This is a genomic window from Roseateles sp. GW823-FHT07B05, from assembly GCF_058794515.1.
Genome location: NZ_JBXAGX010000004.1, coordinates 274,841 through 296,612, shown reverse-complemented (window position 1 = coordinate 296,612; position 21,772 = coordinate 274,841). Strand labels below are relative to the sequence as shown.

Here is a 21,772-nt window from a genome sequence, read left to right as displayed (position 1 = left end):
TGGAGGGCCGTCGGTCTGATTGCAACGCCCGCCGGGCCGGGCCGTTGACGCCGGGATTGCTACAGGCTGTGAACTAAGCCCGGCGCCGCTCGGGCGCGGGCGCGCGGAACGCGGCGAGCTGCCGGGCGTAGGGGTCCAGCGCGTCCTCCGGTCGGTCCAGTGCCAGCCCCGTCACCGCGGCGAAGCGGGCGGGCGTGACCTGGCCCTGCGCCATCAGCTCGTCCACCAGCGCCAGCAGCGCGTCGCGGTGCTCGTCCAGCAGCCGGGTGGCGCGCTCGTGCTCGGCCTGCAGCAGCGCCTCGATGGGCGCGTTGGTGGCCTCCACGTCCGTGACCAGGTGCTCCTCGCTGTCGGCCGACACGTCGCAGCGGCCGATGCGCTCGCCATGGCCCAGGTGGCGCAGCATGCGCGCGGCCGTCTCGGTGGCCTTGCGCAGGTCGCCCTCGGCGCCGCTGGAGGCCATGTCCGCGCCGAACACCATCAGCTCCGCAGCGCGCCCGGCCAGGCTGGTGCAGAGGTTGTCGCGCAGGTTCTGGCGCGACCACACCTTGCGCGACGTGTAGGCGTTGTAGCCCCCCTCGAAGCTGGCCACGTGGATCTTGATCTCGGTGGGCGCGCGGCCAAACAGCAGCGCATGCACCAGCCCGTGGCCGGCCTCGTGCACGGCCAGCAGCGCGCGGAAGTCGGCGTTGTTGCGCTGGCGCAGCCGGCTGATCTCGAACGGCGCGGCGATGGCGTGCGACTGGCCGCGCCAGTGCGCGACGAGGCGGCTGCCGTCGGCCGTCAGGCCCACGCCGTCGCCGGGTGCTGCGCCGCGCTCCAGGGCCCACAGCGCCGCCTTGGCCAGGCCGGCGCCGAGGATGGCATGCAGCGACGAGAACAGCGGCCGCGTGCCTTGCGCCGGGAACACCGCGTTGGCGTAGATCTGCGCGCGCACGCTGGCGTCCAGCTCGAAGTGCAGGCCGCAGCGCGCACCGGTCTCGCGGGCATAGCGCTCGCAGCCCTGCTCGATGAGCTGCTCGTACGCGCGGCGCGGCAGCGATGGGTAGATCACGTGCTCGTTGCCCAGCCGCGCCACCTGCTCGGGCTTGAAGCGGCGGTTCAGTGCCTGCTTCACGTCGATGACGCTGAGCTTGGCGGTGACGGCGTGGAAGGTGTCGGCATCGCTGTCGCAGTCGTCCACGCTGGTGGCGAGGTCTTCGTACATCTCGTCCAGGTTGCCGCAGACGAACACCAGCAGCCGGCTGTAGTCGGTGTCCCACTGCTGCGCGCCGTCTTCGCGGAACGCGCGCAGCCGGGCCTGGATCTGCTCGGGCGTCCAGGCCATGACCTCCAGCAGCGGCAGGTCGAGCTTGAGGCTCTGCCGCAGCGCGCGCGCCTCGTAGCTGCTGAGCTTGAAGCGCAGCCGGGCATCGTCCTCGTCGGCGCGCTCGGCGTCGAAGGCGGCCTCGGCCAGCGTCGACTCGATGTCCCCCAGCAGCGACAGCGCCGGTGGCAGCCGGCCATCGGACAGCAGCGCCCACACATCCTGGTAGCGCTCGACCCGCACATCGTTGCGCTTGGCGTCGATGGTGCGAAAGCGCTGGAACTCGTCCAGCACCAGGATGCCTGGCTCGCCCTCGCGCACGCCGCTCTGCGCCAGCATGCCGGAGATGTTCTGTGCGCCGCGCCAGCTGGCGCCGTTGGAGAAGCCGTCCATCTGCACCTCGACGAAGCGGTCGTAGAAACCCAGCAGCTGGGCCAGGCGGCGCACCAGCTGGGTCTTGCCCGTGCCGGTCAGGCCCCACAGGCAGACGACGACGGGCCGTGACACCAGCCCGGGCAGCACGTACCACGCGCGCACCGAGTCGATGACGCGGTCGATGAGGGCGTCGATGCCGAACAGCTCGGTCTTGAGCTGGGTGGCGATGGTTTGCAGCTGCTGGTTTCTCTGCGCCAGCTGCGCGCGCAGTTCGAGGGAATCATTCATCCCAGTCCTTTCTTCGCAGCAGCGCCTGCAGCGCCATGCGGTCGGCCCGGCGTTGTGCGCCGCGGCTCTGGATGTGTTGGCCGGCGCCGCGCGAGCCGCGTGCGCTGAGGGCGCGGGCGACGGGGTCGCGCGCACCGATGCTCGTTTCGAGCACCAGCGTCATCGGCTGTTTCATGCGGCGCAGGGCCTTGACCCGCCCCTCCTGGAGGGCGCGGGAACGGAGTTGTGCACTCATTCGGTTTCCGAAAAGCAAAAGCCCCGGCTCAAGGGCAGCGGGGCTTTGCTTAGCCAGCGCGGTCTGAGGCCGTATCTGTGAACAGACACGGTTCAGCCGGGGCTCGGGAACCGTGTTCAGTCGATCGTCGAGATGAACAGGGAGGACATAGCAGGGATCTCCGATTTGCGGGCGCTGTCGTGGGCGCCTTCAGCAAGGGCGCGAATGATGAGGGCGTTGGGGATGCTTGCGCAAGCGCAACGCCCCGTCGGCGTTGTGGCGCGCCAACGGGGCGTTAGCGGGGGAGGGGGCTCAGGCGGTGGCTTCGCGGCCCAGCCGGGGAGCTGCTTCGCGCGGGCTCAGCAGCAGGTACAGCAGCGGCCCGAACGAGCCGGCAGCGAGGGTGATGAGCGCGTAGGGCCACACCGTGCGACCCGTGGCCTTTGCGTCCCGTGCGATGAAGCCCAGCAGGATGAACGACGTGATGATGAAGTCCACCAGCAGCTGCCAGGCGCCGATGCTGGCCATGCCGGCCTGCCAGATGCCGACGTAGCCGACGGCCCACATCGCGTACAGCGAGAACGCGCCGAACGCAGCGAAGGCGAGGAAGAGGATGGGGCGCATGACGATCTCCTTGGGGTTGGGGGGCCGCCATGCTCGGCAGCCGGGTGCATGGCCGCAATGACCTGGGAGGTCATGGCGGCGCATCCGGCGCCCCCGCAGAATTCGCCGCATGACCGCCACCCTCGCCACCCTGCGCAAGTCGCGCCGCGTCAGCCAGCTGGAGCTGTCGTTGCGCACCGGCGTGTCGCAACGCCACCTCAGCTGCATCGAGACCGGCCGCTCGCGCGCGGGCCGCGAGACCTTGCTGGCGCTGCTGGATGCGCTGGGCGCCACGCTGGAGGAGCGCAACCAGGCGCTGCTGGCCGCCGGCTACGCGCCCGCCCACGCCGAGCGGGCGCTGGATGCGCCCGAGATGGCGCCGGTGCGTGCGGCGCTGGCGCAGCTCATCCATGCCAACGGCGCGGCGCCTGCGCTGGTGCTGGACGGCGACTACAACGTCGTCATGGCCAACGCCGGACTGGCGCGGCTGATGTCGCTGCTGGGCCTGGACGCCGAGGCCATGCTGACCCAGCCGCTGAACCTGCTGCGCGCCGTCTTCGCGCCTGGCGGCCTGCGCACGCTGTGCGTGGACGAGGCCTGGTTGTGCAACGAGATGTGGGCCCGCGCCAGCCGCGAGGCCGAGCACCTGCCGCGGCTGCGCGCGCTGCTGGACGAGCTGCGGCCGACACTGGCGCCGTGGACCGTCAGCGAGACCAGCAGCCAGCAGCCGGTGCTGGCCTTCCGCCTGCGCGCCGCGGACGGGCGCGTGTTGAGCTTCTTCTCCACCATCACCAGCTTCGGCACGCCGCTGGACATCACGCTGGCATCGCTGAAGGTGGAGCACCTGTTCCCGACGGACGAGGTGACGCGGGAGGCGCTGCTCGCTGGCCCGGGTGGGTGACGACGGGTCAGCCCCGGTGCTTGTCTGACCACCCTTCGTCGGCCCGCACCAGCACGTCCTGCCCGTCCTTGTTCTCCCAGCGGACGACCACCTTGTGCGGCCGCTTGCGGGTGCGTACCGCCTCGCCGTCCTTGGGGTTGCCGAACAGATAGTTCTTGGACTCCTCGAACACCTTGCGGCCGTTGTTGGCTGCCACGTTGGTCCCGTCAAAGCCCTTGATGGCCTTGTTGCCGGCGTAGCAGACGGTGACGAAGGAGTCCCAGCCGGCAATCATGGGCCGCAGGCCGCTCGCCGCCAGGCCGGTGGCCAACTGGCCCATGAACGATGCCTGCGCGTTGAGCTGCGCGTCACTCGCCTGCTTCTCGAGCTGGGTGGACATCTCGGGGTTCTTCGTCTTCATGTGCGCTGCCTGCCCGATCAGCGAGACCTGCTTGTCCAGCCTCTCGCCCGCCGCGAAATCGATTTTTGCGGCCGGTTCGGGCGTGTCTAGCCGGCAGGCCACCAGGCACAGCTTGCGGATGTGCTTGAAGCCGAGATCGATGATGATCTTTGCCACCTCGGCGGGCGTGTGGTTGCCCAGACCGCTGATCTCGCGGCCGTGGTGGCCGAGGATGTAGACGCCGATGTCTTCCTCCGCATCGAGGTTGTCGAGAAGTTCCTTGCCGGTGGCCCCGGGGTGGTCCTTTTTTCCCTGTGGGATGCAGGCCACGTTCTGCCCCTTCGACCCCAGCTTCTGGCACAGCGCCTTGGCCCCGTCCAGCAGCTCGCCGCTCTGGTCGTAGCCCAGCGGGATGACGAATATCCGGTTCGCTTTCAAGACGGTCTCCTTGGCCGCTGTGGTCGGGGCGCCTAACTGCAGTTTCTGTGGAGACCTGCGGCGGCGCAATCGGTTTTGTCTTGCGGGCGCTTCGCTGCCATCGGCGGGATTGAACGTCGGCACGCGGATGCGTTAGCGTGCAGCCTCCACCACCGCTGCTGCCCCCCATGCCCCGCTACGTCGCCCTGCTCCGCGGTGTGAGCCCGATGAACTGCAAGATGCCCGAGCTGCAGCGCAGCCTGGAGGACGCCGGCTTCACCGACGTGAAGACGCTGCTGAGCAGCGGCAACGTCGCGTTCAGCACGCCACGCGCGGCCTCCGCCGCCACGCTGCGCAAGAAGCTGGAGGCGGCCATGCAGGCCGGTCTGGGCCGCAGCTTCGAGACCCATGTGCGCGCCAGCCAGCACCTGCAGCAGCTGATCGCGGCCGACCCGTTCGCTGCCTACCCGCTGCGCGCCGGGTCCAAGCGCGTCATCACCTTTCTGCGCGAGCCGCTGGCGGCCAGCCCCGTCGAGCTGCCGCGCACGCACGGCGAGGCCTGCATCTGGGGCCTGGACGGCGCCGAGGTGTTTTGCAGTTATGTGCCCGAAGCCCAGGGCCCGGTCTTCATGCAGCTGCTGGAGAAGACGTTCGGCAAGGACATCACCACGCGCACCTGGGACACCGTCGCCAAGTGCGCAAGCGCATGAGCCCCTCGCCCGGACTGGCATCGGCTGAACGCCGGCCAGTCCAGTCGGTCCCCCGAGGGGACGGCGATGCGTTCGGCATTGAGCCGAACGCACATCGCCCGCGGGCCGGCTTGGGAGCGGCCCGGCGCTCGGCCCGCGGTTTCTGTGCTGTGAACGTGCAAATCGACAACTGATTCAGGAGGTGCCGTATGCCCACGCTCGACCATCTGCTCGTTCCCGCCCGTGACCGCCGCGCCGCCGCCGAGCGGCTGGCCACCATCCTCGATGTGCCGTGGTCGGCCCAGGCGGCCGTAGGGCCGTTCAGCGCGGTCTATGTGTCCGACGACCTGACGGTGGACTTCGATGAGGTGGCGCCGGGCATGGAGGTGCCGCTGCAGCACTACGCCTTCCGCGTCAGCGACGCCGAGTTCGACGCGCTGATGGGCCGGCTCAAGGCGCTGGGCGTCGCCTGGCGCAGCTCGCCCATCGGGCCGGACGACTACCAGGTCAACACCCACGGCGGCGGCCGCATCGTCTACTGGCGCGAGCCCGACGGCCATGCGTGGGAGGCGCTGACGCGCAGCTACGCGCGCCAGCCCTGATCAGCGCGTCAGCCGGAATTCGGCATGCGCGGTGGCCGCCGAGCTGCCGCCCACCCACACGTCGAAGGCCGCCGGTTCCACGCCCCAGGCGCGCGTGACCGGGCTCCAGAACTTCAGTTCGTCGCGGCCCAGCGTGAAGCTCACCATCTGCGCAGCGCCCGGTGCGAGGTGGATGCGCTGGAAGCCCTTGAGCTCGCGCTGCGGCCGCGCGGCGCTGCCCGAGCGCTGGTGCGTGTAGAGCTGCACCACCTCGTCGCCCGCCACGGCGCCGGTGTTGCGCACGGTGACGCTGACCTTCAACGGCTCGCCCGCACGGGCCGTCGTGCGGTCCAGCGTCACGTCGCCGTAGGCAAAGCTCGTGTAGCTCAGGCCATGGCCGAAGGGGTAGAGCGGCGAGGAGGGCGCGTCCGTTGCGTAGCGCGACGTGAAGGTGCGGCCGGTCTCATCGGCATGCGTGCGGTTGTGGTTGTAGTAGGCCGGCACATGGCCGGTGCTGCGCGGCCAGGTCACGGGCAGCTTGCCGCCCGGGTTGACGGCACCGCTCAGCACGTCGGCCACCGCGTGGCCGCCCTCGCTGCCCGGGAACCACGCCTCCACGATGGCCGGCACGTGCTCGCTGGCCCAGCGGATGTCCAGCGGCCGGCCGTTCAGCAGCACCAGCACCACCGGCTTGCCGGTGGCCACCACGGCCTCCAGCAGCGCCTGCTGGTTGCCCTGCAGTGCCAGCGACGCGACCGACGCCGCCTCGCCGCTCATGTTGGCGCGCTCGCCCAGCACCATCACCACCGCCTCGGCCTGGCGGGCGGCCTCCACGGCCTTCGCCAGCGCGGCCTGCTGGTCGGCCGCGGACATCAGCGCGGGCGCAGCCTTGCCCTGGTCGGCATCCCACGGCAGCGGGTAGGCGCGCTGCATGTCGCCGCCGGCCGAGAAGGTCACCTCGGCCTGCGGCCAGCGGGCCTGGATGCCGGCCAGCACCGACACGCCCGGGCCCTTCTCCACGGTCCAGGAGCCGAGGATGTCCTCGCCGCTGTCGCCCAGCGGGCCGATGACGGCGATGCGCTTCAGCGACGCGGCCAGCGGCAGCGCGCGGCCCTCGTTGCGCAGCAGCACCATCGAGCGCTGCGCTGCCTCGCGCGTGGCGGCGCGGTGGGCGGGGTCGTTGAAGACGGCGGCCTTGCGCTCCGGCGCGCCGTAGGGCTGCTCGAACAGGCCCATGCGCAGCTTCACCGCCAGCACCTCGCGCACCGCGTCGTCCACCACGCGCTGCGGCACGGTGCCGGCCTTCACCAGCGCGGGCAGCTGGCGCATGTAGCTGTTGCTGGCCATGTCCATCGTCACGCCGGCCTGCAGGCCGCGGGCGGCCGCGTCGGCGTTGTCCGCCGCGAAGCCGTGGTTCTCCAGCGACTGCACGGCGAACGCGTCGCTGATGACGAAGCCCTTGAAGCCCATCTCGCCGCGCAGCACGTCGCGCAGCAGCCAGCGGTTGCCCGAGGCCGGCACGTCGTTGAGCGTCATGTAGGCCGACATGACGGTGCCGGCGCCAGCGTCGATGGCCGCCTGGAAGGGCGGGAAATACACGTTGCGCAGCTGCACCTCGGGCACGAAGACCGAGTCGTAGTCGCGCCCGCCGTCGGCCGCGCCGTAGGCAGCGAAGTGCTTCACGCTGGTCAGCACCCGCTCGGGCGTGCCGAGTACCGGACCCTGCAGGCCACGCACCTGGGCGCGCGCCATGGCCACGCCCAGGAAGGTGTCCTCCCCGGCGCCCTCCACGATGCGGCCCCAGCGCGCGTCGCGGGCGATGTCCACCATGGGCGTGAACGTCCAGTTGACGCCGGCCACCCACGACTCCTTCGCGGCGATCGCCTGCGAGCGTTCCACCAGCGCCGGGTCCCAGGTCGCGGCCAGGCCCAGCGGCACGGGGAAGACGTTCTTGTAGCCGTGGATGACGTCGTAGCCGAACAGCAGCGGGATGCCCAGGCGGCTCTCCTTGACGGCCACGCGCTGCAGCCGTGCGATGAGGTCGGAGTCGAAGGTCCACAAAACCGAGCCGGCCTTGCCGGCGCGGATGAGTGCATCCGGCGTCTCCTTGTTCGGGCCCGGCACCTCGGCGCCCAGCTGCGTGAGCTGGCCGATCTTTTCCTCCAGCGTCATGCGGGCGAGCAGCGCGTTGGCGCGCTGGGTGACGGCATCGGCCGCGAGGGCGTTGCCGGCCAGCAGGGTGGCGCAGGCGGCGGCGGCGAGCCGGGACAGTCGTGCCATGGGGAGTCTCCTTGAGCGATGTTGTTGTCGGGCCGGCGGCGACTCTAGGGGCGGCACCGGCACCGCGTGAATCGCCGCACGGGCGATCCACCTATAACATCGGCCGATGCGCGGCGTGATCGGATCGACCGGGCCCATGATGCCCATGACCGGCTACTTCAACAGCCGTGCCGAGCCGCGGCAATGGGTGGAGGGCAACCTCGCGCACTGGAACGGTTACTTCACGCTTCGGGGAAAAGGGGAGGTGTGCTTCCCGCAGCAGGCGGTCACCACCGGCGTGGGTGAGCTGCTGTTGCTGGCGCCGGGCCACGCGCGCTCCTACCGCATCCCCGACCCGCAGACGGGCTGGGAGTTCTACTGGCTACATTTTCGGATGACGCCCCGGCTGGGCGAGCGGCTGGACTGGTTCGACCACGCGCGGCCCTGGCAGGCGCACGCCGTCGGCGACGTGTCGCTGCGCGTGGAGCTGGCCTCGCAGCTGGAGGCGGCGCACCGCTTCAACCTCACCGAGCCCGACCTGCCCGAGCGCGAGCCCATCGTCGAGGCGCTGCTGGAGGCCTTCCTGCTGCGGGTGGCGTCCGCCGCGGCCAGCCCGGCCGGCGCGAGCCCGGTGGACCCGCGCATCGAGCGCGTGCTGGAGCGCTTCCACTGCGACCTGGCCGCGCCGGTCAACGTGGACGAGCTGGCCGCGTTCGCCGGCCTGTCGCGCTCGCAGTTCTGCCTGCTGTTCCGCCGCGGCACCGGCCGCTCGCCGCAGGCCTACATGGAGGAGCGGCGGCTGGAGATGGCCGCGCACTACCTGCGCGCCACGGGCCAGCCCGTGGCCGAGGTGGCGGAGATGGTGGGTTTCGCGAACCCGTTCTACTTCACGCTGCGCTTCCGGCGCCGCCACGGGCTGAGCCCGTCGTCGTACCGCGAGCAGCACCGCCGCGGTACCTGAGGTTCACTCGAACAGGTGCCCCAGGTCGTGGTGCCCCATGGACTCAGCCTTGGTGCGCAGGTACTTCTCGTTGTCCGGGCCCGGGGCTGTCAGCGACGCCTCGCGCACGACGACCTCGATGCCGAACTCGGCCAGCGCGGCCATCTTGAGCGGGTTGTTGGTCAGCAGCCGGATGCGGTGCACGCCGAGGGCGCGCAGCATGCAGGCGGCCGCGTCGTAGCGGCGCGCGTCGATGGGCAGGCCCAGAGCGGCGTTGGCCTCGATGGTGTCGGCGCCGGCGTCCTGTTCGGCATAGGCGCGCAGCTTCTGCACCAGGCCGATGCCCCGGCCCTCGTGGCCGCGCATGTAGATGATGGCGCCGCGGCCCACCTTGGCGATGCGCTCCATCGCGCTTTCCAGCTGCGGCCGGCAGTCGCAGCGCAGCGAGCCGAACACCTCGCCGGTCATGCACTCGGAGTGCACGCGCACCAGCGGCGGCTCGTCGCCGGGCTGGCCGACCAGGTCGCCCATGCTGAGCACGACGTGTTCCTGCCCGCTGTCGCTTTCGCGGAAGCCGTGGATGGCGAACTCGCCGTGGGGCGTCGGCAGGCGGGTGGAAACGATGCGTTCGATCTTCATGGCTGTGGGCATTGTCGCCCCGCACGGGAAAACCCGTGGCGAACAGGGCAGACTGCGGCCTCTAACTTCCGAAAGTCGACCATGCCCCAGACCATCAGCTTCCAGCGTCCCGATGGCGTCAGCGTCAGCGGCTACCTGGCCGAGGCCGCCCGGCCGGTGGGCTCTGTCGTCGTCATCCAGGAGTGGTGGGGCCTGAACGACCAGATCCGCGGTGTCGCGCAGCGCTGGGCCGATGCCGGCTTCACGGCGCTGGTGCCCGACCTGTACCGCGGCAAGAGCACCGTGGAGCAGGAGGAAGCGCACCACCTGATGACGGGCCTGGACTTCGGCGACGCCGCGTCGCAGGACGTGCGCGGCGCCGTGGCCTACCTGAAGGGCTTGAAGCTGGGCGGCGGCAAGGTGGGCGTCACCGGCTACTGCATGGGCGGCGCGCTGACGGTGCTGTCGGCCACCGCGGTGCCCGAGGCCGACGCGGCCGTCGTCTGGTACGGCATGCCGCCGGTGGACTATGTGAAGGCCGAGCAGATCAAGATTCCGCTGCAGGCCCACTGGGCCACGCAGGACGAGTTTTTTCCGCTCGACGGCGTGGACGCACTGGAAGCCCGGCTGGCCGAGGCGGGCGTGCGCTACGAGGGCCACCGCTACCTGGCGCATCACGCCTTCGCGAACGAGGAGGCGCAAGGCCCGGGCCGCCTCGCCAAGACGCAGTACGACGCGGCGTGGGCGCAGCAGGCCTGGGACCGGGCGATGCGCTTCTTCGGGCAGACGCTGGGCTAGGAACCTGCGCGCAGCGCGTCGAGCTGCGCCATGGAGGCCTGCATGAGGTCGTGCACCAGCGCCAGCACGCGGTCCCGCTCCTGCTCGGCCTCGGCGTCCACGGTGCCCGCCAGCAGCAGGTGGAACGGCAGCGCCAGCGGCGCCCCTTCCATCACGCCGCGCGGCCCGTCGGGCAGGCCGCCCTGGGGCGTGGGCGAGCGTTCGGTCAGGTCCAGCATGGTGCCCACCATGCGCAGCGCGCGGCCCTCGGCGTTGCGCTCGATGATGCGGCCGCGCGAGTGCATCAGCCGGTAGCCCGAGCCGTTGCTGCGCAGCCGGAAACGCGCCTCGTAGCTGGCCTGGGCGTCGCGTGCGTGCTCGCGCATCGCGGTCAGCATGGGCTGCAGGTCTTCGGGGTGCACGCGGCAGCGCCAGAAGTGGGTGCTGTCGGCGGCATGCGGGTCGGGGTAGCCCAGCTGCTGCTTCCAGCGGGGCGAGTAATGGACGGTCTCCAGCTCCAGGCGCAGGTCCCACACGCCCAGGTCGCCCGCGTCGATGGCCTGGCGCCAGTGCATCCAGGCCGGTTGATGCCGCATGTCCATGCGGCGCATTGTGAGATCAGATCGGCAGCGCGTTTGTCGCCTTCACTTCCTCCATGACGGCATAAGTTCGCGTTTCCCGCACGCCGGGCAGCGTCCAGATGACGCTGCCGATGAACTCGCGGTAGGCGCTCATGTCGCGCACGCGGGTCTTCAGCAGGTAGTCGAAGCCGCCGGCCACGAGGTGGCACTCCAGGATCTCGGGCCGGGCCTGCACGGCAGCCTTGAAGGTGTCCATCACGTCCATCACCGTGCGGTCCAGGTGCACCTCGATGAACACCAGCATCGCCGCGCCCAGCTTGGCCGGGTTCAGCCGCGCCTCGTAGCCCAGGATGTAGCCGTCGCGCGTCAGCCGCTTCACGCGCTCCAGCACGGCGGTGGGCGACAGGTGCACCTCCTCGGCCAGCTTCAGGTTGGAAATGCGCCCGTCGGCCTGCAGCACGCGCAAGATGCGGGCGTCGATCTTGTCGAGCCGGTTGTCGTCGCTCATCTGGATTTTTCTCTGGCTATCAAGCAATCGTCGGAATTTAATTCAAGAGCGCTCTGAATACATTGCTGATCTCACCAGGAGAAAGCCATGCCCACCTTTGCTGCCCCGCCCGAACAGCCCCGCCTGCCAGACGCCTACCGCGCGGAGGCCGGCGTCGTGCAGGCGCTGGCCGACCGCGTCGGTGCGGCGCTGGACTGGCCCGGAGTCATCGCCATGGCCGGCCCGTGGGTGGAGCAGGTGCGCAAGAACCCGGCGCCGTTCTGGGCCATGGAGTCGCTGCTGCGCGAGTACCCCATCACCAGCGCCGAGGGCCTGGCGCTGATGCGGCTGGCCGAGGCGCTGCTGCGCGTGCCGGACGCGCCCACCGCCATCGCGCTGACGGCCGACCAGTTGGGCCGCGCCGACTTCGACGGCGCCAGCGAGGGCAGCCCGCACAAGATGCTGGCGGCGTTGTCGGCATCGGCCATCTCGATGTCCAAGCGCTTCCTGCCCGGCGCCGACGACGACGGCGGCCTGTTCAAGCGCCTGGGCGCGCAGACCGTGGTTGCCGCCACCGTGCGCGCCATCCAGCTGCTGGGCCGGCAGTTCGTGCTGGGCCGCAACATCCGCGAGGCGATGAGCGAGGCGGACGAAGCCCGCAAGCAGCAGAAACAACTCAGGTTCAGCTACGACATGCTGGGCGAGGGCGCCCGCACCGAGGACGACGCGCGCCGCTACCAGGCGGCCTATGTCGGCGCGATCAAGGCGATTGCCGCCGGCCAGCGAGCGGACAGCCCGGAAGCCTCCGACGGCATCTCCATCAAGCTCAGCGCGCTGTTCAGCCGCTACGAGGTGCTGCAGCGCGAGCGCGTCTTCGCCGAGCTGCTGCCGCGCGTGTGGCAGCTCATCGAGCTGGCTGCTGACGCCAACATCAACCTGACCATCGACGCTGAAGAGGTCGATCGCCTGGAGCTGTCGCTGGACGTGCTGGACGCGCTGGCCGCGCGCATCGCGCAGGTCTACCCGCAGTGGCGCGGCTTTGGCCTCGCGGTGCAGGCCTACCAGACCCGCGCGCTGGCCGTCGTCGACGAAGTCGCCGCCATCGCCCGCAAACACGGCCTGCGCTTCATGGTGCGGCTGGTCAAGGGCGCGTACTGGGACGGCGAGATCAAGCGTGCGCAGGAGCTGGGCCTGGCGGAGTACCCCGTCTTCACGCACAAGCAGCACACCGACGTCTCCTACCTCGCCTGCGCCCGCGCGCTGATCCAGCACGCCGACGTCATCTACCCGCAGTTCGCCAGCCACAACGCCGGCACCATCGCCGCCATCGTGCAGATGGCGCGCTCGGCCGGCGCCGCCTTCGAGATGCAGCGCCTGCACGGCATGGGCGAGGGCGTGTACCGCGAGGTGCTGAAGGACGGCACCATCCCTTGTCGCGTCTACGCGCCCGTGGGCGAGCACCGCGACCTGCTGGCCTACCTCGTGCGCCGGCTGCTGGAGAACGGTGCCAACTCGTCGTTCGTGCACCAGCTGGCCGACCCGACCGTGCAGGTGCCCGAGCTGCTGGGCTCGCCGCTGGCCGACGTGCGCCCCACCGGCGCGCTGCCGCTGCCGCCGGCGCTGTACCTGGACGCGCAAGGCTGCGGCCGCGCCAACTCCACCGGCGCCGACCTGACCGCGCCCGCGCAGCGCCAGCCGCTGCAGGCCGCGCTGGCGGCCCATGCCGTGGGCCCCGTGCCCGAGGCCACGGGCCCGGAAGTGGACGCCGCGATGCAGCGCCTGCACGCCGGCTTCCCCGCGTGGAACGCCACGCCCGTCGCCCAGCGCGCCGCCACGCTGCGTCGCGCCGCCGATGCGCTGGACGCGCGCCTGGCCGAGTTCTGCGCGCTGCTCGTCAAGGAGGCGTTCAAGACCCAGGCCGACTGCGTCGCCGAAGTCCGCGAGGCCGTCGACTTCCTGCGCTACTACGCCGACCAGGCCGAAGCCGATGAGGCCGGCATGCGCGGCCGCGGCGTGTTCGTCTGCATCAGCCCGTGGAACTTCCCGCTGGCCATCTTCGCGGGCCAGGTCGTCGCCGCGCTGGTGGCAGGCAACACCGTGGCCGCCAAGCCCGCCGAGCAGACGCCGTTCGTCGCGCTGAAGTTCGTCGAGCTGCTGCACGGCGCCGGCGTGCCGGCCGATGCGCTGGCGCTGCTGCACGGCGCGGGCGAGACCGTCGGCGCCGGCCTCGTGGCCCATGCGCACACCGCCGGCGTCTGCTTCACCGGCTCCACGGCCGTCGCGCAGATCATCAACAAGGCGCTGGCCGCCAAGGCCAACTCGCCGATCCCGCTGATCGCCGAGACCGGCGGCCTGAACGCGATGGTGGTGGACTCCACCGCGCTGCCCGAGCAGGTCATCGACGCCGTCGTGCAGAGCGCCTTCCGCTCCGCCGGCCAGCGCTGCTCGGCGCTGCGGCTGCTGTGCGTGCAGGCGAGCATCGCCGACGGTGTCGTCGAGATGCTCAAGGGCGCGCTCGAACAGCTGCACGTGGGCCAGCCCGCTGACCTCGCCACCGATGTCGGCCCCGTCATCGACGACGAGGCCCACGCCAACATCACCCGCCACGTCGAGCGCCTCAAGCGCGAGGCGCGCCTCATCGCCAAGGCACCCGTCGCGCAGCCCATGCCGCGCCAGATCCGCCCGGTGGCCTTCGAGCTCAAGCGCATCGCCGACCTCGGCGAGGAGATCTTCGGCCCCGTGCTGCACGTGGTGCGCTTTGACGGCGCGGTGGACGACGTCATCGCCGAGATCAACGCGCTGGGCTACGGCCTGACGCTGGGCATCCAGACCCGCATCGACAGCCGCGCCCAGCGCCTGGCCGACGCCGCGCGCATCGGCAACGTCTACGTCAACCGCAACATCATCGGCGCCGTGGTGGGCGTGCAGCCGTTCGGCGGCGAAGGCCTGTCCGGCACCGGCCCCAAGGCCGGCGGCCCCGACTACCTGCGCCGCTTCTGCGCCGAGCCGCAGCTGGCTGCCCCGGCGCCGCTGCTGGCGCTGGACGGTCGCAGCGAGCCCCTGGCCGTGGCCGCCGATGCCACCTGGCGCGACACGCCGCTGGCCGACCGCATCGCCACGCTGCGCCGTGCCGCCGACACGTTGGACGCCGCCACCGCGCTGGCGCTGCGCGGCCTGTTCACGGCGGCCCAGTCGCAGTTCGCCGATGTGGACCTGCCCGGCCCCACCGGCGAGAGCAACACGCTGCGCCACCATGCCCGCGGCGCGTTCGTCGTGCTGGGTCGAGGCGACGCTGGCCTGGCCGCTGCCGTCAGCGCGCTGCTGGCCGGCAACAGCGTGCTCTGGCTGGGCGGCGACGAGCGCGCCCGCCAGGCCCTGCTGCGTGCCGGCCTGCCCACCAACGCGCTGACGCTGCCGCCCGACACGGCGCTGCCCGGCCTGCTGGCCGCGCCGCAGCTGGCCGGCGTGGCGCTGGCCTCGTCCGACGACGCCGCCGCCCACACGCTGGCGCAGGCGCTGGCTGGGCGCGCCGGCGCCATCCTGCCGCTGGTGACGGCGGCGGGCCACGTGCGCCAGCTCTACCGCTTCACGGCCGAGCAGACGCTGACCGTCAACACGGCGGCGGCCGGCGGCAACGCGGCGCTGCTGGCGGGCATGCCCTGACAAGACCTGAAGACGCGCGGCCGTATCCTCGGCGGCCGATTGAACCGCCGAGAGTCCTGCCGTTGAACGCCGCTTCCGCCCCACTGCCGCCTGACGCCGCCCGCCTCGGGCGGCGCAGCCTGCTGGGGCTGGCCGGCGCCAGCCTGCTGCCCGGCCTGGCCGCTGGCCAGCCACCGCTGCCGGCGTTGATCCCGGACGACGTGCTGGGTGACTACCAGCGCTTCCTCGCCGGTCGCGAGCCGGCCGCCATCGCCGACTACGGCGGCCCGGCCTCGCGGCGCGACGTCGTCGAGGTCGTCCTCATCCACCAGGCGCTGGCCCGGCAGGACCGCACGCTGCGACTGAGCATGGCACCCATGCCCAGCAGCCAGCGCCTGCAGGCCGAACTGCGCATGGGCCACTCGGCCTGCAGCGCCACCAGCTACTGGCGCGACGACTTCCCCCAGCCCGAGGGCCTGCTGTTCAGCGACCCGCTGCTGCTGGAGGGCGAGTTCGAGGCCGGCCTGTACACGACGCCTGACAACACCCGTGCGCTGGCCGCCCGCGGGCTGGCCGACGTGCGGCAGCTGCGCGTGCTCAGCAACGACAGCTGGCGCGTGGACTGGCAGACGCTGCAGCGGCTGGGCATCTCGCAGCTGCAGCACGTGACGCGCTGGAACCTGATGCCGCACATGCTGCAGCAGGGCCGCGCCGACGTGCTGCTGGCGCCGTTCCAGCCCACGCCCGACCTGTCCATGGCGGTGGGCGGCGTGCGCCTGGTGCCCGTGCCGGGGCTGAAGGTCGCCATGCGCGGCACCCGCCACTTCCTCGTGTCCGCCACCCACGAGCTGGGCCCGCGTCTGCTTGACCAGCTCAACGCCGGCCTCGCGGCGCTGCGCCAGCAGGGGCTGGTGAGGCGGGCCTACGAGCAGAGCGGCTTCTTCAATGCCCGGGTGGCGGGCTGGATGCGGCTGTAGGCCGCTTCAGGGCCGCGCCACCGCCCGCAACACGGTCGGCGCAATGAGGCGGTGCATCGGCGCCACCGGCAGCATGTAGGCCCGCCCCAGCAGGTTGTGCACGCGCACCACCGTCGTCAGCGTGACCAGTGATGTGCCCGAGGCCGGCTGCGGCGTCAGGTGCACCGACAGCGTCACGTCCAGGTGCTTGTCGCGGTCACCCAGCAGCACCTCGCCGGGCGTGTTCTCGAACAGCGTGAAGATGCCGACGCGGTCGCCGGCGCGGTAGTCGGCCTCGGCCTTGTGGCGCGGCAGGTTCTCCAGCCCGCCCAGGTTCTTCAGCCCGAACAGCGACACGGCGCGGTTGCGCAGCGCCATGCAGGCCGACACCCAGCGCGGCGTCTGGCCCGCGGCCTTCAGGAACTGGCCCAGCGCCGACAGGCCGGGGTCGCCCGCGGGCAGGGCCCACGCGTCATGGAAATAGCTGCCGGGCACAAGCGTCGCGATGAGGCTGTTCGGCGGGGCCGTGGTCTCTTGAGGCGCTGGCGTCATGACGGGCTGTTGCGTGGCGTGTCCGCATCCTAGAGGCTGCGCCGCAGGCGGCCAGCGCCATGCCGGCCGTCACGGCCAGCATGGCTGCCATATGCACGCCGACGGCCGCCAGCGCCAGCGCGAGCGAGCCCGACGCCGTGAGCTCGCGCGCCGGCGAGGCGCTCAGGCACAGCGGGATGAACGCGGGCACCAGCATCAGCCCGCTGCCCTGCAGCGTGGCCGTGACGAAGGCGCTGACCGCGAGCCCGCCGCGGCGCCTCAGCGCCAGCAGCACCAAGCCGCCCAGTCCTGCGGCCGCGGCCAGCGGTGGCAGGCCGTCCAGGGAGCCGCAGAAGGCCACAAGGGCCGCCACCGCGGCGACCGAGGCCGCGTGGCCGATGGCGAGGGGCCGCAGCGCTGTCAGCACGCGGCGCGCGTCATGCGAGCGAATGCCGCAGGCCGCCGCCAAGACCCAGCCGCTGCAGGGGTTGAGCCCGTGCAGCGCGCCGGCGCCGGCCACGGCCAGCCAGGGCCACAGGCTGGTCATGGCTTCAGGCCTTGGTGCCGCCGCAGCAGGAGGCGCCAGCGGGCGCGTCCTCGTAGCGGTCGTGGTGCCGCACCCAGGCCATCGTGTACTCCAGCCCCGCCTCGTCGCGGCCCTGGGGCGTCAGGTCGACGAGGGGGTAGGTGCCCATCATCACTTCCACGCCCCGCCCGAACGTCGAGTACGTGTGGAACACGGTGCCCGCGTCGTCCTTGTAGAAGACGCTGATGCCCGGCGCCTCGGTCTGCGGGAAGGGCGTCATGTGGAAGTTGTAGAACACCTCGCCGTCGACGCGGTCCTCGGGCGCGAAGCTGACGTGGAAGTCGCGGTTGAAGTCGTTGCCGTTGGACGAGGCCCACGCGAACTGCCAGCCCATGCGCGCCTTGAAGGCCAGCAGGTCGGCCAGCGGCGCGCGCGACACGACGAGCAGCGCGATGTCGCGGTGCGCGAGGTGCATGGCGGCGCCGTCGAGATGGTCCGCCATGAAGGAGCAGCTCTTGCAGCCTTGGGCCCAGCCAGGGCCGAACATGAAGTGCTGAACGAGCAGCTGGCGCTTGCCCTGGAACAGCTCGCTCAAGGCACGCGGGCCGTCCGCGGTGTCGAAAACATAGTCGGTGTCCAGCTTCACCCAGGGCAGCGCGCGTCGCTCGGCGGCGATGCGGTCCTGCAGCTGGGTCAGTTCCTTCTCGCGGGCGAGCAGGCTCTTGCGGTCGGCGATCCAGCGGTCGCGGGTCACGGTGGGGTGGGGTGTCGTCATCGTTCGCTCCTTGGGGTGAAGACAGGCATGCGGCGGCGCCACCCGGGCTCGGGTGGGCGTCGCGTTCAGGGGAAATCAGGCGGCGCGCTTGGGGCGGCGCACGGCGCGCACCTTGCCGCTGCTGCCGCCGCCGGCGTAGAACAGGTCGCGCCCGTCGGACTCGAGCCCGCTGACGCCGGTGCCCGCAGGCATCTGCAGCGACTGCAGCACGTCGCCGCTGGCGGCGTCGATGTGGCGGATCTCGCTCTCGTCGCCCTCCCAGGTGCCGTGCCACAGCTCGCCGTCCACCCAGGTCACGCCGGTGACGAAGCGGTTGGTCTCGATGCTGCGTTTCACGGTGCCGGTCTCGGGGTCGACCTGATGGATCTTGCGGGCGCGGTACTCGCCCACCCACAGGCTGCCCTCGGCCCAGGCCAGGCCCGAGCAGCCCTGGCCCGGCGCCGGGATGGTGGCGAGCACGGCGCCCGTGGCGGGGTCGATCCTGGCGATGCGCGACGCGGCGATCTGCCACAGGTGCCGGCCGTCGAAGGCCGTGCCGGCGTCGCACGCGTGCGGCAGCCGTTGCTGCACGTCACCGCCGGCCGGCGCGATGGCCAGCAGCGCCTCGTTCGTCGCGGCCCAGACGCGCTCGCCGTCGTGCGTGACGCCGTGGATGGCGGGCGAGCCGTCGAAGGGGCCGTACTCGCGGACGATCTCGGCGGGGTGGGTGGCGGCGGTCATCGCGGTCTCCGTAGGGGTGTGGGGTGCATGACCGCCAATCTACGCAGACGGCGCCGCGGGGGGGAGTAACAAGATGGTCGTGAAACCGGTCAGGGGCAGCGCCAGCCAGCGTCGCGTGCGGGTCTGGCCCACGGCACGCACGCGGCCGGCGGCCTCCAGCCCGGCCAGTTCGCGCTGCACCTGGCGCTGGCTGCTGCCCAGCGCCAGGGCGAGTGCCGACGTGGACCACGCCGCGCCGTCTGCCAGCAGCGCCATCAGCTCGCCCGCGTCGCCTTCCATGGGCGGTGCCAGTACGGCCACGTCACGGCCATCCAGCGGCGTCAGCGCGAAGCCGCGCGGCGTGGCGTCGATGTCGGCCAGCCCGCGCAGCAGCGCGCGCAGCCGGCCGATCTCCACGCGCAGCCGCGCGCGGTGCGTGTCGTCGGGCTCGCGCAGCCGGAACGCGCGGGCGATCAGCGTGTCGCGCGTCGCGTCGCCCGGCCAGGCCTCGGCCAGCGTGCGCGCCAGCGAGAAGAGGATGGGTCGGCGCGCCAGCGGCAGCCAGCGATCGCCCGCACGCACGCCGTGGCGGCAGGCGTCCAGCACCAGCGCGCCGGAGTTCATCAGCACCGCCACGTCCGTCAAGCGCAACGACCGTGCGCTGCCGTCGGCCGCGATGCGGCGCGCAGCGGGCTGTTGCAGCACCGCGCGCGCCTGCGCCACCTCGGCCTGCAGCGCGGGGATGCCGGCGCGCCGAGCCGCCGTGTCGGCCTGGGCCAGCGCGGCCTCGGCTGCGTCGATCTGCAGCGAGCGCAGCGCCAGCTCGGCCCGTGCCAGCGCGGCGACGGCGCCGGGCAGTGGCGGCAGGCTGGCCGGGTCCGTGCCCGCCAGCAGCGCGGCAGCCGGCTCCAGCCGACCCAGCAGCAGCCAGCGCCGCGCGGCGATCAGCCGTGCCTGCAGCGCGTTGCCGTGGTCGCCTCGCGCCGCTAGCACGTCGGCGGCGGCGGCCAGCGCGTCGGGCGGCTCGCCGAAGTCGCGCAGCGCCAGCGCCACCTCGGTCTCGGCGACGACGCAGCGCGCCCGCGCCAGCACCTCGTGCTCGCCAAAGCCGCGCGCGGCGCGGCGCAGCAGCTCGCGCGAGCGCGCCAGCTCGCCCAGCTGCGCCATCGCAATGCCGCGCAGCGCCAGCGCGGGCGGGTCGTCGCGCAGCGCCACGTGCTGGAGCGCGCGCAGCGCATCCCCGGCGGCGAGCGCGCGGGCGGCGGCGGCAATCAGCGAGTCCATCCTCAAAGGCTACCTTGCCGCCGTCACAAGGCTGCGCCACGATGGCCACGCGCCCGCAGTCAGGGCGTTCGGGAGTACCGCATGTTTCCTTGGATCTGGCTCTGGGCGCCGCAGCTGCGCCTGCCCTTCGGCGGCGACGTGACGCAGGACATCGAGCCGACGCTGCAGACGTTCTTCCGCGGCATCAAGCCTGGGTCGGGCGATGCGCGCATCGAGGCCCAGGCCTTCGATGTGGCCAGCTACGGCGACCAGCTGGGCGTCATCACCCGGTTGCTGCTCGAATGGGCCGAACGGCTGCCGGCCGACGAACAGGAAAAATCCAAGCCGCTGGAAGAGCTGCGCGCCATCCATGCAGCCATCGAGGCCATCAAGGGCGTGGAGCGCGTCAGAAGAAGCCGCTGAGGAACGTCGCGGTCCCGGCCGTCAGGCCCACGATCTTGTCGGTGGCCTGGCGGTAGAACTTGAAGTGAAGTTCGGATTGCGGCAACGGCGGGTTGGCGCCGGCGAACGGCTTGAGCTCGACGCGCCCCAGCGGTCGGCGGGCCGCGGCGGTGCGCTCGACGGCGATGCTGACGCGCGGCGTCTGCCGCTCGATGCCGGGCCGGCGCGGCACAGCGGTGGCCGCCGTGACCACAGCGCGCGCCACCAGCCCCGCGCCGCCCGCGTTCTCGCTGGCGAAGACGTACACGGTGTCGCCGACGGCAATGCGCTTGCCGCCATACATCGTCTTCTGCGCGGTGAAGTCCCAGCGCGGGGCGAGCGGGTCGGCGATGGCCGTCTTGATCGCGTACATGCCGGCCATCATCGCCGCGCAGGACAATTCGACGCGTGAACGACGACCCCGATCCCCTGCCGCTGCCCCCGCCGCCACCGGACTTCGATGCTTGCTGCGGCAACGGTTGCGACCCCTGCATCTTCGACCTGCACGACCTGGCCATGGACGAGTACCGCCGTGCGCTGCGCGCGTGGCGGGAGCGGCATCCGGAGGCGCCGCCGGCCTAGGGGCTGTCCAGCGGATTGCGGCCGCTGAACGTCTTGTAGCCGCTGCCGTCGTGGCGCAGCACGAGCTGCTCGTTGACGGTGGCCACGCTGACCTGCTCGGTCTTGGGGTCCTGCACCGCCTGCTTGCCTTGGAAGGTCAGCACGACGTCCGGCCAGCCTGCCTCGCCGGTCTTCTCGAAACGCCAGGTGCCGCGGACGTCGTGGCAGTTGGCCGGCGTCATCGGGTCGGGCGTTTCCGCCTCGGGCAGCGGCTTGCCGGCCAGCCATTCGGCGCAGCCGATGGTGGCGTCCGTCGCGTTGGCCGCGGTCGTCTGCTGGAAAAGCACGTGGGCGCCGTTGGCGGCCAGTGAGAAGAGCTGCAGCTGGCCGCTGCAATGGCCTTGTCCGCAGTATTCGTTTTCGATGGACAGCGCCGTGCGGCCGGCGCCCAGCGGGTGGATTTTCAGGTCGCCCGCCTGGCCGTAGGCGCCGGTCCACACGAGAGAGGGGCGCTCGAAGGTCTTGACCCAGCGGCCGCCCTGGCGCTCGAAACCGTAGACGCCGAGGTTGACCATCGTGGCGTGGGACTGTTCCGGCTGGCCGTGGCCGTCGTCGGGCACGCCGCTGACGACGAGTAGGCGGTGGTCCGCGTCGAGGGTGGCGACCAGCGCCGGCGAGACCAGCACGCGGTCCGCGCGCGAGCCCTCGCCCGACGGCACCTGCACCGACAGTGGCGCTGTCGCGGTCCAGCCCTTGAAGGCCTCGGCCATCAGGGCCGCGGGCGCGTCGTCGGCTGCGGCCGTGACGGCCGAGGCCGCCGGCAGCGCGGCGGCCACTTCAGCCGGCTTTTGTTGGCAGGCCTGCAGCAGGCCGATGGTCAGGGGCAGTGCGAGGAGGCGGACGGCGGTGCGAGTCATGGGCCGGCAGCGTAGCCGGCCCGGCGCCTCGCTAGCATGGGCCGAT

Annotated in this window: 24 protein-coding genes; 9 read left to right on the top strand and 15 right to left on the bottom strand. The window is 71.8% G+C overall.

The genetic code is table 11. The features are described from left to right. Positions 1-73 precede the first annotated feature (73 nt). The 3 genes from AC1Q7O_RS11580 to AC1Q7O_RS11570 all read right to left on the bottom strand — a co-directional run bounded on the left by AC1Q7O_RS11580 (position 74) and on the right by AC1Q7O_RS11570 (position 2,807). Positions 74-1,969 (bottom strand): AAA family ATPase, encoded by a 1,896-nt coding sequence (locus tag AC1Q7O_RS11580; RefSeq protein ID WP_492660005.1) that lies wholly within the window; start codon positions 1,967-1,969, stop codon positions 74-76. Further along, entirely contained in the window at positions 1,962-2,144 is a 183-nt protein-coding gene (locus AC1Q7O_RS11575) for a hypothetical protein (protein WP_492662703.1), read from the bottom strand. Before AC1Q7O_RS11575 ends, AC1Q7O_RS11580 begins: the two co-directional genes overlap by 8 nt. A 351-nt stretch (positions 2,145-2,495) precedes the next feature. Then, positions 2,496-2,807 (bottom strand): DUF2834 domain-containing protein, encoded by a 312-nt coding sequence (locus AC1Q7O_RS11570; RefSeq protein WP_492660007.1) that lies wholly within the window; start codon positions 2,805-2,807, stop codon positions 2,496-2,498. A gap of 109 nt (positions 2,808-2,916) precedes the next feature. Between AC1Q7O_RS11570 and AC1Q7O_RS11565 the strand changes: the two genes are divergently transcribed. Continuing rightward, positions 2,917-3,687 carry a helix-turn-helix domain-containing protein gene (locus AC1Q7O_RS11565; RefSeq protein WP_492660008.1) on the top strand — a complete coding sequence of 257 codons (771 nt, stop codon included), beginning with the start codon at positions 2,917-2,919 and terminating at the stop codon, positions 3,685-3,687. Between the two features lie 7 nt (positions 3,688-3,694). Here the strand turns inward: AC1Q7O_RS11565 and AC1Q7O_RS11560 are convergent, their stop codons facing one another. After that, complete coding sequence (locus AC1Q7O_RS11560; protein WP_492660009.1) at positions 3,695-4,627, bottom strand: hypothetical protein; 933 nt, start codon at positions 4,625-4,627, stop codon at positions 3,695-3,697. A gap of 44 nt (positions 4,628-4,671) precedes the next feature. On the opposite strand from AC1Q7O_RS11560, the gene AC1Q7O_RS11555 reads away from it, so the two are divergent. Next, positions 4,672-5,193 carry a DUF1697 domain-containing protein gene (locus AC1Q7O_RS11555; protein ID WP_492660010.1) on the top strand — a complete coding sequence of 174 codons (522 nt, stop codon included), beginning with the start codon at positions 4,672-4,674 and terminating at the stop codon, positions 5,191-5,193. Between the two features lie 188 nt (positions 5,194-5,381). Next, complete coding sequence (locus tag AC1Q7O_RS11550; protein WP_492660011.1) at positions 5,382-5,774, top strand: VOC family protein; 393 nt, start codon at positions 5,382-5,384, stop codon at positions 5,772-5,774. On the opposite strand, the gene bglX is transcribed toward AC1Q7O_RS11550, so the two are convergent. Further along, positions 5,775-8,033: a beta-glucosidase BglX gene (bglX, locus tag AC1Q7O_RS11545; protein WP_492660012.1), complete on the bottom strand. Its 2,259-nt coding sequence runs from the start codon at positions 8,031-8,033 to the stop codon at positions 5,775-5,777. Between the two features lie 136 nt (positions 8,034-8,169). On the opposite strand from bglX, the gene AC1Q7O_RS11540 reads away from it, so the two are divergent. Then, complete coding sequence (locus AC1Q7O_RS11540) at positions 8,170-8,973, top strand: helix-turn-helix domain-containing protein (protein ID WP_492660013.1); 804 nt, start codon at positions 8,170-8,172, stop codon at positions 8,971-8,973. A gap of 3 nt (positions 8,974-8,976) precedes the next feature. Here AC1Q7O_RS11540 and ribA read toward each other — a convergent pair whose 3' ends face one another. Next, positions 8,977-9,591: a GTP cyclohydrolase II gene (ribA, locus tag AC1Q7O_RS11535; RefSeq protein WP_492660014.1), complete on the bottom strand. Its 615-nt coding sequence runs from the start codon at positions 9,589-9,591 to the stop codon at positions 8,977-8,979. Between the two features lie 81 nt (positions 9,592-9,672). Here ribA and AC1Q7O_RS11530 point away from each other — a divergent pair, with 81 nt between their 5' ends. Then, positions 9,673-10,368 carry a dienelactone hydrolase family protein gene (locus tag AC1Q7O_RS11530; protein WP_492660015.1) on the top strand — a complete coding sequence of 232 codons (696 nt, stop codon included), beginning with the start codon at positions 9,673-9,675 and terminating at the stop codon, positions 10,366-10,368. Here the strand turns inward: AC1Q7O_RS11530 and AC1Q7O_RS11525 are convergent. Together AC1Q7O_RS11525 and AC1Q7O_RS11520 are read right to left on the bottom strand one after the other, a co-directional pair. Then, the gene (locus AC1Q7O_RS11525; RefSeq protein ID WP_492660016.1) at positions 10,365-10,949 is read right to left on the bottom strand and encodes a PAS domain-containing protein; all 585 of its coding nucleotides are present in this window, start codon (positions 10,947-10,949) and stop codon (positions 10,365-10,367) included. The genes AC1Q7O_RS11530 and AC1Q7O_RS11525 overlap by 4 nt on opposite strands. 16 nt (positions 10,950-10,965) lie before the next feature. Continuing rightward, on the bottom strand, positions 10,966-11,436 hold the full coding sequence (locus tag AC1Q7O_RS11520) for an Lrp/AsnC ligand binding domain-containing protein (RefSeq protein WP_492660017.1): 471 nt from the start codon (positions 11,434-11,436) through the stop codon (positions 10,966-10,968). Between the two features lie 87 nt (positions 11,437-11,523). On the opposite strand from AC1Q7O_RS11520, the gene AC1Q7O_RS11515 reads away from it, so the two are divergent. After that, complete coding sequence (locus tag AC1Q7O_RS11515) at positions 11,524-15,078, top strand: L-glutamate gamma-semialdehyde dehydrogenase (protein WP_492660018.1); 3,555 nt, start codon at positions 11,524-11,526, stop codon at positions 15,076-15,078. Positions 15,079-15,140: 62 nt separating this feature from the next. Beyond that, a complete protein-coding gene (locus tag AC1Q7O_RS11510) occupies positions 15,141-16,034 on the top strand; it encodes a hypothetical protein (RefSeq protein ID WP_492660019.1) in 894 nt (297 codons plus the stop codon). A gap of 6 nt (positions 16,035-16,040) precedes the next feature. Here the strand turns inward: AC1Q7O_RS11510 and AC1Q7O_RS11505 are convergent, their stop codons facing one another. From AC1Q7O_RS11505 to AC1Q7O_RS11485, 5 genes are all read right to left on the bottom strand, one after another. Then, the gene (locus tag AC1Q7O_RS11505; protein ID WP_492660020.1) at positions 16,041-16,508 is read right to left on the bottom strand and encodes a DUF2867 domain-containing protein; all 468 of its coding nucleotides are present in this window, start codon (positions 16,506-16,508) and stop codon (positions 16,041-16,043) included. Beyond that, on the bottom strand, positions 16,486-17,091 hold the full coding sequence (locus AC1Q7O_RS11500; RefSeq protein ID WP_492660021.1) for a hypothetical protein: 606 nt from the start codon (positions 17,089-17,091) through the stop codon (positions 16,486-16,488). Before AC1Q7O_RS11500 ends, AC1Q7O_RS11505 begins: the two co-directional genes overlap by 23 nt. Positions 17,092-17,095: 4 nt before the next feature. Then, entirely contained in the window at positions 17,096-17,845 is a 750-nt protein-coding gene (locus tag AC1Q7O_RS11495; RefSeq protein WP_492660022.1) for a DUF899 domain-containing protein, read from the bottom strand. A 75-nt stretch (positions 17,846-17,920) separates the two neighbouring features. Beyond that, positions 17,921-18,565 (bottom strand): Vgb family protein, encoded by a 645-nt coding sequence (locus tag AC1Q7O_RS11490; protein WP_492660023.1) that lies wholly within the window; start codon positions 18,563-18,565, stop codon positions 17,921-17,923. A 39-nt stretch (positions 18,566-18,604) separates the two neighbouring features. Then, on the bottom strand, positions 18,605-19,828 hold the full coding sequence (locus tag AC1Q7O_RS11485; RefSeq protein WP_492660024.1) for a helix-turn-helix domain-containing protein: 1,224 nt from the start codon (positions 19,826-19,828) through the stop codon (positions 18,605-18,607). An 81-nt stretch (positions 19,829-19,909) separates the two neighbouring features. Here AC1Q7O_RS11485 and AC1Q7O_RS11480 point away from each other — a divergent pair, with 81 nt between their 5' ends. After that, the gene (locus AC1Q7O_RS11480; RefSeq protein ID WP_492660025.1) at positions 19,910-20,230 is read left to right on the top strand and encodes a hypothetical protein; all 321 of its coding nucleotides are present in this window, start codon (positions 19,910-19,912) and stop codon (positions 20,228-20,230) included. Here the strand turns inward: AC1Q7O_RS11480 and AC1Q7O_RS11475 are convergent. Further along, entirely contained in the window at positions 20,214-20,621 is a 408-nt protein-coding gene (locus AC1Q7O_RS11475) for a hypothetical protein (RefSeq protein ID WP_492660026.1), read from the bottom strand. The two genes, AC1Q7O_RS11480 and AC1Q7O_RS11475, sit on opposite strands and share 17 nt — an antisense overlap. A gap of 35 nt (positions 20,622-20,656) precedes the next feature. Here AC1Q7O_RS11475 and AC1Q7O_RS11470 point away from each other — a divergent pair, with 35 nt between their 5' ends. Then, a complete protein-coding gene (locus AC1Q7O_RS11470) occupies positions 20,657-20,830 on the top strand; it encodes an oxidoreductase-like domain-containing protein (protein ID WP_492660027.1) in 174 nt (57 codons plus the stop codon). Here the strand turns inward: AC1Q7O_RS11470 and AC1Q7O_RS11465 are convergent. Further along, entirely contained in the window at positions 20,827-21,726 is a 900-nt protein-coding gene (locus tag AC1Q7O_RS11465; RefSeq protein WP_492660028.1) for a hypothetical protein, read from the bottom strand. The genes AC1Q7O_RS11470 and AC1Q7O_RS11465 overlap by 4 nt on opposite strands. Positions 21,727-21,772: the final 46 nt, after the last annotated feature.